14 protein-coding genes are annotated in these 9,968 nt (G+C 47.5%); 1 reads left to right on the top strand and 13 read right to left on the bottom strand.

Annotated features, from left to right (window positions below; translation table 11 throughout):
• Together BLV90_RS16400 and tnpA are read right to left on the bottom strand one after the other, a co-directional pair.
• Positions 1-198 (bottom strand): helix-turn-helix domain-containing protein (locus tag BLV90_RS16400; RefSeq protein ID WP_218142291.1); only part of this gene is annotated, 198 nt, incomplete at its 3' end.
• Between the two features lie 11 nt (positions 199-209).
• Positions 210-506 (bottom strand): IS200/IS605 family transposase, encoded by a 297-nt coding sequence (gene tnpA / locus BLV90_RS08865; protein WP_218142290.1) that lies wholly within the window; start codon positions 504-506, stop codon positions 210-212.
• 222 nt (positions 507-728) lie between these two features.
• Here tnpA and gerD point away from each other — a divergent pair, with 222 nt between their 5' ends.
• Positions 729-1,397, top strand: coding sequence for a spore germination lipoprotein GerD (gerD, locus tag BLV90_RS16220; protein WP_177167967.1), 669 nt, complete (start codon positions 729-731; stop codon positions 1,395-1,397).
• A gap of 48 nt (positions 1,398-1,445) precedes the next feature.
• On the opposite strand, the gene BLV90_RS08855 is transcribed toward gerD, so the two are convergent.
• From BLV90_RS08855 to BLV90_RS08805, 11 genes are all read right to left on the bottom strand, one after another.
• On the bottom strand, positions 1,446-2,222 hold the full coding sequence (locus BLV90_RS08855) for an ABC transporter permease (RefSeq protein WP_091739426.1): 777 nt from the start codon (positions 2,220-2,222) through the stop codon (positions 1,446-1,448).
• 13 nt (positions 2,223-2,235) lie between these two features.
• The gene (locus tag BLV90_RS08850) at positions 2,236-2,895 is read right to left on the bottom strand and encodes an ABC transporter ATP-binding protein (protein ID WP_091739423.1); all 660 of its coding nucleotides are present in this window, start codon (positions 2,893-2,895) and stop codon (positions 2,236-2,238) included.
• A 160-nt stretch (positions 2,896-3,055) separates the two neighbouring features.
• On the bottom strand, positions 3,056-4,174 hold the full coding sequence (locus BLV90_RS08845) for an Mrp/NBP35 family ATP-binding protein (RefSeq protein ID WP_091739420.1): 1,119 nt from the start codon (positions 4,172-4,174) through the stop codon (positions 3,056-3,058).
• Between the two features lie 64 nt (positions 4,175-4,238).
• A complete protein-coding gene (cwlD, locus tag BLV90_RS08840) occupies positions 4,239-4,946 on the bottom strand; it encodes an N-acetylmuramoyl-L-alanine amidase CwlD (protein WP_091739484.1) in 708 nt (235 codons plus the stop codon).
• A gap of 88 nt (positions 4,947-5,034) precedes the next feature.
• Positions 5,035-5,499 (bottom strand): hypothetical protein, encoded by a 465-nt coding sequence (locus tag BLV90_RS08835; RefSeq protein WP_091739418.1) that lies wholly within the window; start codon positions 5,497-5,499, stop codon positions 5,035-5,037.
• 107 nt (positions 5,500-5,606) lie between these two features.
• Positions 5,607-5,999: a 30S ribosomal protein S9 gene (gene rpsI, locus BLV90_RS08830; RefSeq protein WP_091739415.1), complete on the bottom strand. Its 393-nt coding sequence runs from the start codon at positions 5,997-5,999 to the stop codon at positions 5,607-5,609.
• A gap of 82 nt (positions 6,000-6,081) precedes the next feature.
• Positions 6,082-6,519: a 50S ribosomal protein L13 gene (gene rplM, locus BLV90_RS08825; protein WP_091739412.1), complete on the bottom strand. Its 438-nt coding sequence runs from the start codon at positions 6,517-6,519 to the stop codon at positions 6,082-6,084.
• A gap of 162 nt (positions 6,520-6,681) precedes the next feature.
• Positions 6,682-7,413 (bottom strand): tRNA pseudouridine(38-40) synthase TruA, encoded by a 732-nt coding sequence (truA, locus tag BLV90_RS08820; protein WP_342707314.1) that lies wholly within the window; start codon positions 7,411-7,413, stop codon positions 6,682-6,684.
• 31 nt (positions 7,414-7,444) lie between these two features.
• Positions 7,445-8,251, bottom strand: coding sequence for an energy-coupling factor transporter transmembrane component T family protein (locus BLV90_RS08815; RefSeq protein WP_091739407.1), 807 nt, complete (start codon positions 8,249-8,251; stop codon positions 7,445-7,447).
• Entirely contained in the window at positions 8,248-9,111 is an 864-nt protein-coding gene (locus BLV90_RS08810; RefSeq protein ID WP_091739404.1) for an energy-coupling factor transporter ATPase, read from the bottom strand. Before BLV90_RS08810 ends, BLV90_RS08815 begins: the two co-directional genes overlap by 4 nt.
• Positions 9,087-9,929, bottom strand: coding sequence for an energy-coupling factor transporter ATPase (locus BLV90_RS08805; protein WP_091739402.1), 843 nt, complete (start codon positions 9,927-9,929; stop codon positions 9,087-9,089). The genes BLV90_RS08810 and BLV90_RS08805 overlap by 25 nt, the downstream gene beginning before the upstream one ends.
• Positions 9,930-9,968 lie beyond the last annotated feature (39 nt).

Below are 9,968 nucleotides of genomic sequence, written 5' to 3'. Positions count from 1 at the left end.
CCAGCGACACAAATTCAAGGTCGATTCGATGTGTTCAACTTGTAACGTTGTAGGTTCTAACTTGAACTTGTATGCTTTTAACATTGATTTTTCACTCTCTCTTTTGCTGATATTTTCAATATCCATTCGAATCGTTTCTTCGGAAATAGAACCAATGGTTTCGACATAGAAGCTGTTATTCCACAGATGCCCTCCCAAAAGACTCCTTTTTAGCTGCGGAATGCTAGAAGCAGTTTCCGAACAGAAATTCCTTTTAGCATTTTCACAATATAGGAGGGAGCAATTTTGGGATGTGCTGATACAAAAATATGCACATAATCCTTTTCACTCACCTCAGTCATGACGACTTCAAATTCTTTTTCTTGCGCTATCTCTTGAAAAAGATCGTTTAGATACCCTTCAATCTCTTGGTTAAGAACCTTTCTGCGATAGTTGACTGACCAGACAATGTGGTTGTTGACGTTATACACACAGGTTCTAGCGTGTTTCACCGTATTTTTGCGCATACATATAGTATTCCAAAAATAATAACTATCTGCAATATCTGGGATACAGAACAACGCTCACTTTCATCTCCCCATTTAAATGAGGAGAATTCCCGTTCGCAATCCTTAAAAGGGAATTGAATGCTAGAAGGCATAATCCACCATATCACCGCTCATATTAAGGGGAGAGAATAGAGAAACCGGCAATGACTCCACATCTGCACCGGAAAGGGCGAACCACTCATGAACAAACGAACTTCACTCATTGCACTAATGTTATTCATATCGATCCTTACTACGCTATCCGCATGCGGTTCACAGGGTAAAGATGAATCTAAATCAACGGATTATCCAGGCATGAAACAGATGGTAACCGATGTGCTTCATACGAAGGAAGGAAAACAATCCATTCAAGAGATGATGAAGGACCCTGAATTTCGCAATCAAGTAATTATTACCGACCAACAGATCGAAAAGACGATTAGTGATACCTTAACCAACCCTAAAATGCAACCTCAATTGGAAAAGCTCCTATCCAAACCTACAGTAGCCGCTAATTTTGCAAAAGCAACCCAAAAAGAACACAAGAAGATGATTAAGCAGCTGATGAAGGATCCTGAGTATCAAAAGATGATGATCGATATCATGAAAGATCCCGATTTCACCAAACAACTTCTTCAGCTCTTAAAGAGCAATGCAGCCCGTCAACAAATCATGAAAGTGATGGAGGATGCCCTACAGAATCCTACCTTTAAAGAAAAGTACATGAAGTTAATGAAGGAAGCAGGAAAACAGAGTTCATCAAAATCCCAACAAAATGGCGGGCAACAGGGTAGCGGCGGACAAGGTGGCGGTGGAGGGCAAGGTGGCGGCGGCGGGCAAGGTGGTGGCGGAAGCAACAATCCCTCCTAATCTTTTTACAAACAATCATGAGCTGGAACCTAGGTTACTGGTTTCAGCTCATTCACTTTGAGAGACCTCTTTCTTTCTCCACCCCACAAATTGATGGGCTTGATTAAATAAGGTAGGGACCACTAACATCCCTAAAAAGATACTCACCAACGCCGAGGATGCAGTAAAGGAGAACATGACGAGTAACTGATAACGAACCGCCGCTACAGGGTCTGTTCCTGCGATAATTAAACCCGTCATCATCCCAGGTAGCTGAACAAGCCCCACGGTTTTAGTAGAATCAATAATCGGGATCATCCCGCCACGGATAGCCGAGATAAGCATCCGTTTGCTTGCTTGAACACGGTTTGCCCCTAAGGAGAGCGCTACAAGGATCTCTTCCCTCATGGATTCTGCGTTATCCTTTAAGCGGTTCAGGAGGAGAGAGGATACAACCATCGCATTACCAACAAGCATCCCGCTGATTGGGATAATCGTCTTTGCCTCAAACTTCACCATCTCAAGGAGTAACATCATTCCAAGAGTAAAGCTAACCACCAATCCTATCGTAAGAAATACTTTGATCCAAATCTGCGGGATTCCCTTTCCCCTTCTCGCCGAGTTACGGGAAGCAACAACGACCGAAATTGCAATCATCAGTAGGATATACTCCCAGCGATCTGCTGTAAAAATATAACGAAGTACAAACCCGATCACGGATAACTGCACCGTGGCTCGAACTGTAGCAATGATTAGGTCCTTTTCCAAACCAAGTTTTTGCCATAGGGAGATGATCATAGCAATAAAAATAAATCCTATGGTGAAAAGCGTTGCCGTCCCACTCATCCTGTTTCCCTCCTCACACGGTCAATTCTCCAGCAGTGAGTTGCCAATGTATATCTGCGAGTCGCTTTGCCTGTTGTTGAAGATGACTAATCATCAGAACCGTTCCCCCTGCATCGCGAAAACGGCGAATCTCAGCTTCCACCACCTGAGTTGAGGAATCATCGAGAGAGGATGTAGGTTCATCGAGCAACAACACAGCGGGGTTTAATGTAAGCGAACGAGCTAAACTGACCCGCTGTCGCTCTCCACCTGAAAGCTCCTCTACTCTACGGTGAAGCATCCTCTCTGCCAGTCCTACTCGACTCAAGGCACTTTCCATCTCTAGAATTCCTAAGTCTATTCCTTGTAACGACAGCGGATAAGCCAGATTTTTCATCACTGTGCCTGGAAAAAGAACAGGCTGTTGGTACACATAATGCACCTCTCTACGCAACTGTACAGGATCCCATTCAACCAGATCCTTATCTCGATACATAATCTTTCCCTGATCAGGGTCCTCCAGCCGATTTAAAAGGCGAAATAATGTACTCTTCCCTGTACCTGATGGCCCTGTGACAATTACACAACTTCCTGCAGGAACAATTCCACTCACCCGTTTTAAAGGGGTGAGTCGCCCTTCATCTCCTAGATAACTTTTACTTACATCGTGCAATTGAATGATTGCTGTTTCCATCCTACATCCCCACCTTAAAACCAGTCTTACCTACTTCATCGAAAAAAAAGCACCGGAACCAACCGGTGCCCTATAGGCTCATTACATTAATCCATCCCATAAAAGAATCCTTTTTTCCATTCCCCACTCTATGAGAGTTGAGGAAACAGATTTTTTTATCTTAAAGGGTTCTTTTCATCACATCGCGAGCAAGGTCCCGATACCGCTGTCCTGTTGGTGTATCGGCAGCATAAACCGATGGAGAATATCCTGGGTCTCCGGGATCTCCATTATCAGGAGCACCGAGAGGAATTTGCGCTAAGAGGTCTGTATCTAACTCTGCCGCTAGCTTCTCTCCGCCACCACGACCGAAGATATAATCCTTCTTCTTACAAGAGGAGCACTCATACCAAGCCATATTCTCTACTACACCGAGAATTTCATGATCCGTATGTAATGCCATCGCTCCTGCCCGGGCAGCGACAAAGGCTGCTGTAGCATGAGGCGTAGTTACCAATAGCTCCTTAGATTGAGGAAGCATCTGATGGACGTCCAGCGCAACATCTCCAGTACCTGGCGGTAAATCTAACACCATATAGTCCAGTGTTCCCCAGTCCACCTCTTGAAAGAAATTGCGAAGCATTTTTCCAAGCATGGGTCCGCGCCAGATGACCGGTGCATTCTCCTCAACAAAGAAGCCCATCGAAATCATTTTGATACCAAAACGTTCCACAGGATAGATCCTCTTATCCACTACACGAGGCCGTTCTTCAACACCCATCATGTCCGGGACACTGAAGCCATAAATATCTGCATCGATCACACCCACCTTAGCCCCTTCACGCGCTAGGGCAATGGCCAGGTTGACAGTCACTGTTGATTTACCTACGCCACCCTTCCCACTGGCAATGGAAATAAAGCGGGTCTTCGACTCCTTAGATAGTAGCGGCGGGGTATTCTGCTCGGAAGACAAAGCCGCACGCCCTTCAGACCGTTTGGTACGGATCTTTTCTTGGTGTTCTTCGCGAATCCGTTCAGAAAGAGCAGTCTGCTCTCGAGAACTAAGAACTTCTGTCTCTACTTCTACCGTAGCAGCTCCAATATTTTTCAGTGCCGTTATTACCTGTTGGATCAGCTCTTCCTTGTGAGGAGCATCCTCAGAGAGAAACATTAAAGTCAGCACAATTTTATCGCCAAAAATCCGGATGTTTCGCGCTAGATTTAATGTGACAAGGTTGTTCTTTAACTCCGGCTCTTCGACTTGCCGAAGGGCTTCCAATATCCGTTCGACCGTTAGCAAAATCAACACCCCAATTGGCTAATTACGTTTTCCTTGTCATTATAGCATACGCTACCCAGAATCTTTAGTAGCGAAGGGGCTCTTCTTGGCGAGTATAGTACAAGATGATCCCATTGTAGATCGAAGCAGCCAACTTTTGTTGATAGGAAGGGCTTGCAAGACGTTTTGCCTCTGCTGGATTGGATAAAAACCCAACTTCCACAAGGGCTGAAGGAACAGGGGATGTTTTTAGAATGTAGACATTTCCACTATGGCGTGCCAAACGCTTGGTGTTATCCAGGTTTCGGATTAACTCCGATTGAATAGACATGGCTAACTGTTGATTGGCCTCAAGGGTGGGGTAATAAAAGGTTTGCGCTCCTTTCCATTGAGAGGAAGGGGTAGAATTAAGATGGATACTAATAAAGGCATCGGGTGCTGTTTCCTTGACTAATTCAGCCCTTCTGATGAGGTCTTGAGACTTGCGCCGGATCGCATCCTCGTCCGCTAAGTCTCGATCCGTCTCCCTCGTCATCAAAACAAGTGCCCCTGCTTCTTGTAGATAATCCCGCACCCGTAACGTGATCTCAAGTGCTATCTTCTTTTCAATAACTCCTGAAGAACTAACAGCTCCGCCATCAATCCCACCATGACCTGCATCCAATACAAAGGTCTTTCCTGCTAAGGGTATACTCCATACTTCTCGGCTATTTTGAAAAGTAGACATAACAAATAAGAGTACTGCTATGAGTAACGCCACTCCGACCGTCCGCCAAAATGATGGCTTTTCCATCCATCTCCTCTTCACAACCCTCATCCTCCGACCTCCCCAGCAAGTCCGATAGGTTATTCATATATATGGGACAAGTCGCGCTGATATGTTAGAGGAGTCGCCGTTTACGCAGATGGATTCCATAGTCTATGCCATGGAGAAACCAACGAAGAGCTACTTCATCAAAAAAAACGAGCACCGATTGACTGGTCCATTCGTCTAAGTGATAAAAAAGGTCCATGTCACGAGCGATCCGGCTTACAAGCTCATCTCCCTCTTGACCGAAAACCTCATTACACCACCTTCTTCGCTCAACCTCTGATCGCTCGGGTGGGCACTCCACTTCCCCTCGACGGCATCCTTCGATTCCACACACATATGCCTCAAAAGCCAAGCGATACACAGCTTCGTCTAAGGTAAATCGCTTCCGCGGAGACAGAAAAGAAAGACAGGGTTCCAAAACTTCCTCTAAGAACCGTGATAGCTTCCCCCAGGGAAACCCATGCAGTGCTTCTTCGCGTAATTTTTCTATGCGATTGCAACGCCATACCTCTAACCAGACGACCTTTCCCACCGGTATCCCTCCTCAAGTACTCATAGTGTTACCGGAGGGAGAGGTCGTATCCCGATGAAGGACATAAAAAAACCCGTTTCCATGTTGGAAACGGGTACCATGCCACATCAGCGCTTGGAGAACTGAGGTGCACGACGAGCTTTTTTGAGACCGTATTTTTTCCGTTCTTTCATCCGTGGGTCCCGAGTCAAGAAGCCAGCTTTTTTCAGGGACGGACGTAGTTCCGGATCCACTTTCAGAAGTGCACGAGCAACGCCGTGACGGATTGCACCAGCTTGACCGGTAAATCCGCCGCCGTCTACGTTGACCAGCACATCGTAACGGTTCAGGGTTTCTGTGAGAACCAGCGGCTGTTTCACAATCGCTTTCAGGGTTTCGAGACCAAAGTACTGATCCATGTCACGACCGTTGATGACGATGCGACCATCGCCTGGAACAAGACGAACGCGAGCCACGGATTCCTTACGGCGACCTGTGCCGTAGAATTGGACTTGTGCCAAGATTAGTTTCCCTCCTTATAATTCTAAAGATTGGCTTTAACCGCCTACAAATTCTGATTCTGTGATGCACACGCTTTTTGTATTAACCGCGGAATTCCCAGTTAGCAGGCTGTTGTGCCTGATGAGGATGCTCCGTACCAGCGTATACTTTCAGTTTTTTCAACTGCGCCCGGCCTAGCTTGTTCTTTGGCAGCATACCACGAACAGCTAGTTCCATCATCAGTTGAGGTTTTTTCTCACGCAGGTCACCAGCGGAGATGGACTTAAGTCCACCTGGGTAACCCGTGTGACGGTGGTACATTTTATCTTCTGGTTTATTACCAGTCAGATGTACTTTAGACGTGTTGATAACGATGACAAAGTCACCAGTATCCACGTGGGGTGTGTATTGGGGTTTGTGTTTCCCGCGCAGCAGAGTAGCCACTTCCGTAGCGACACGGCCCAGCGGTTTATCCGCGGCATCGACCACATACCATTTCCGATCGACTTCGTTCGGTTTGGCCATAAAAGTGGTTCGCATCGTGTTCCCTCCTCATGAAAAGACCCATTGGATTATATTAGGTATGATCCAAAAGTGGTCAGGATTTTGCGTATTGCGCCGAACATTGTTCCACCGGGGCAAGTGGAAAAATACCAACGATTATACTACACCAAATGGCATTCGGTGTCAAGGATGGAGAGATTACTCCCATGGTTGATAGGATACCTCCACCATAGTTAGTCCTTCAGGCGGTAGCGTTTTGCCAATTCGTCCCCGATCCCGAGATGCAATAATTTCTGGAATTTGCTTTGGCGTTAGGCTTCCTCTCCCTACCTGAACGAGCAAACCCGCCATAATTCGTACCATGTTATAAAGAAAGCCATCTCCCGCCGTGGTAATAAAGACCCCTGTCGCCGTGCTTTCTACATCACATTGGTACAGTGTGCGCACTCTATTTTTTTTCGTGGACTTCGCTGAAGAAAGGGTTGTGAAATCATGGGTGCCCAGGAGGTGGTGCGCTGCCTCCTGCATCTTCAGGATATCGAGCTCACCAGCAAGCCTCGTCCGGTAACGCCGGGTAAAAACATCAGGAACGCGGCCAGTATCGATCTCATATCGATATCGTTTCCAGCACGCATGATAACGAGCATGAAAGGATTCATGTACCTCCTCAGCAACGAGAGCCGCCAAATCCCGTGGTAACATATGGTTTAGAACCCACACCCACTTCTCGAGCGGGATCATCGCCTCCGAAGTAAAATGAACCACCTGTCCCTTCGCATGTACACCGGCATCTGTCCGACCAGCACCATAGACGATCACCGATTCTCCAGTCACCTTCTTCAGAACCCGCTCCAACTCACCTTGTACTGTGCGTTGGGATTGTTGGCTCTGGAAGCCAGCGAAATCAGTGCCATCATAGGCGATGGTCAACTTAATCTTCCTTATGACTCCATCGCCTCCTTCACTGGTTTCGAAGCCAAAGTAACCCCAGGATAATCAATAATAAAAGAATGAAAGCCATTCCATCATGCCATGTAAAGGAAAGTTTCCTGAGACGAGTCCGCCCCTCGCCTCCGCGATATCCCCTCGCCTCCATCGCCAAGGCAAGTTCTTCTGCTCGTCGAAACGCAGAGACAAAGAGAGGGATCAAGACAGGGATATAACTTTTTAGCCGCCGGATTATGCTCCCACTCTCAAAGTCTGCTCCACGAGCCTTTTGCGCTTTGATAATCTTATCTGTCTCCTCCCAGAGTGTGGGGATGAAACGAAGAGAGATGGACATCATCAATGCCAATTCATGGGCAGGCACACCGATCCGACGAAAGGGTGACAACAGCCGCTCCATTCCATCTGTCAGATCAATGGAGGAAGTAGTCAAGGTAAGTAACATCCCCGTGACGACTAACAATAGAAAGCGAAGGGAGATCCATCCTGCTTGGGCCAACCCCTTCTCCTCTATTGTGAGTGGCCCAAGCGAGAGGAGTACTTCCCCTCCCTTAGTAAACAGCACATGGAGACCGGCAGTAAACAGAATGAGAATGAAGACAGGCTTTAAGCCGCGTAGAATCAGACGAAGCGGAACACCCGATAAGAAAACTCCTATCCCTGTAACCAGGATTAAAAGTCCATACGTTAGACCATTATTGGCTAGGAAGACAATTAGCATATAGGTGAAAATAAAGAGAATCTTTGTCCTAGGGTCTAAGCGATGGAGGATGGAATCCCCAGGAACATATTGTCCAAGTACAGGTGTAGAGAGAGCACTCATGGGTCCTCCCTCCCCTGCCACCGGTCATAAAGATACTTCTCCAATGCTTCTACCGTCAAAAGATCCTGGGGTACCGAGGATCCTAGTCGCTGACGAAGGAAAGCGCCTAGCATAGCCGCTGGCGGCAGTTCTAGTCCCCACTGCACGAGCTTCTCACGCTGAGAAAACACCTCAACAGGTGATCCGGACAACACTCTTCTACCCTCATGCATCACATGGATCACATCGGCATAACGAGCCGCTTCAGCCATGCTATGAGAAACAAGGATTACTGTCATGCTACGCTCTTGATGCAGCTTGTAAATCTTCTCTAGAAGCTCTCGTTGTCCCTTCGGATCGAGTCCCGCTGTCGGCTCATCCAGCACTAATACTTCTGGCTCCATCGCTAGCACTCCCGCAATGGCAACACGGCGCATCTGTCCACCAGAAAGGTGAAAAGGAGAACGTTCAGCAAAGGTCTCAGTAAGTCCCACCCACTCCATCCCTTGCCGCACCCGAGCTGCTAACTCTTCACCAACAATTCCTTGGTTGCTCGGACCGTAGGCGATGTCCTTGGCTACGGTTTCCTCAAACAATTGGTGCTCTGGATATTGGAAGGCGACTCCCACGTGGCGTCGCAATGGGGCCAATTTTTTCGTGTTGGAATCCACAGTGGTGTCAAAGACACGCAAACTACCTGTTGTAGGGCGCAAAAGGCCCGCAATATGTTGAATCAGCGTGGATTTTCCTGAGCCTGTTGAACCCAGAATCGCGACAAATGATCCTGCCTCTACTGTAAGATCAACATCGATCAATGCTTTCTTTTCAAAGGGGGTACCCGCCATATATACATGGCTTAACCCTTGGACAATAATCCCCATAATTCCTCCACCAGCTCCTCCGAGTTGGCGCTGTGTTGGGAAAGGGACATCCCCTGCCTACGCAAGCGTTCTCTGAGATCAATAAATAGAGGCACTTCGAGGGCGTCCTCTATCAGTTTTTCAGGCTTAGAAAAGATTTGAAGAGGCGTTCCTTCCCGCTGGATTTGCCCCTCTACCATCACAATCAAACGCTCTGCATGAAGGGCTTCATCTGCAGAATGGGTAATATGGATCACCGTCGTCCCTTCCTGATGAAGGGTTTTCATGGCAGCGATCACTTCCCGGCGACCCACAGGATCCAGCATCGAAGTAGCTTCATCAAAAATAATCACCGAGGGACGCATCGCCAAGATACCCGCTATCGCCAATCGCTGTTTTTGTCCACCGGAAAGGTGATGAGGAGCGGCTTTTTCTAAGCCAGTTAACCCCACACGGGCGATGGCATCCTGAATACGTTCCACCATCTCATCCCGAGATACTCCTCGGTTCTCTAAACCGAAGGCAATATCATCAAGCACTGTGGTCGCAACAATTTGGTTATCAGGATTTTGAAAAACCATCCCTACCCGGCGCCGAATCTCCCATACTTCTTCTAACTTGCGGGGATTCAATCCATCGACGGTGATTTCCCCTTCGGTAGGCAAAAGTAATCCATTGAAGAGGCGTGCCATCGTCGATTTTCCAGAGCCATTGGGCCCCATCACCGCTAGGTACTCTCCTTGATCCACCGTTAAGTCGATATTGGATAGTACCCTTTCCTCTGCGCCGGTTTCTTTAATGGACGGATATCGGAAGCCCACTCCCTTGAGTTGGATCATCCTTTATCACCGCCCTTTCTATAGAAATCCGGATAAAAG

The sequence above is a fragment of the Marininema mesophilum genome, from assembly GCF_900106775.1.
GTDB lineage: Bacteria > Bacillota > Bacilli > Thermoactinomycetales > DSM-45169 > Marininema > Marininema mesophilum.
Note: the sequence above shows the minus strand (reverse complement) of the source record. Positions and strands in the feature narration are given on the sequence as shown.

Coding starts and splice junctions, on each gene's coding strand:
- tnpA (WP_218142290.1), bottom strand. CDS start 506: ATGCGCAAAAATACGGTGAAACACGCTAGAACCTGTGTGTATAACGTC.
- gerD (WP_177167967.1), top strand. CDS start 729: ATGAACAAACGAACTTCACTCATTGCACTAATGTTATTCATATCGATC.
- BLV90_RS08855 (WP_091739426.1), bottom strand. CDS start 2,222: ATGAGTGGGACGGCAACGCTTTTCACCATAGGATTTATTTTTATTGCT.
- BLV90_RS08850 (WP_091739423.1), bottom strand. CDS start 2,895: ATGGAAACAGCAATCATTCAATTGCACGATGTAAGTAAAAGTTATCTA.
- cwlD (WP_091739484.1), bottom strand. CDS start 4,946: ATGGAAAAGCCATCATTTTGGCGGACGGTCGGAGTGGCGTTACTCATA.
- rplM (WP_091739412.1), bottom strand. CDS start 6,519: ATGCGAACCACTTTTATGGCCAAACCGAACGAAGTCGATCGGAAATGG.
- BLV90_RS08815 (WP_091739407.1), bottom strand. CDS start 8,251: ATGAGTGCTCTCTCTACACCTGTACTTGGACAATATGTTCCTGGGGAT.
- BLV90_RS08810 (WP_091739404.1), bottom strand. CDS start 9,111: ATGGGGATTATTGTCCAAGGGTTAAGCCATGTATATATGGCGGGTACC.
- BLV90_RS08805 (WP_091739402.1), bottom strand. CDS start 9,929: ATGATCCAACTCAAGGGAGTGGGCTTCCGATATCCGTCCATTAAAGAA.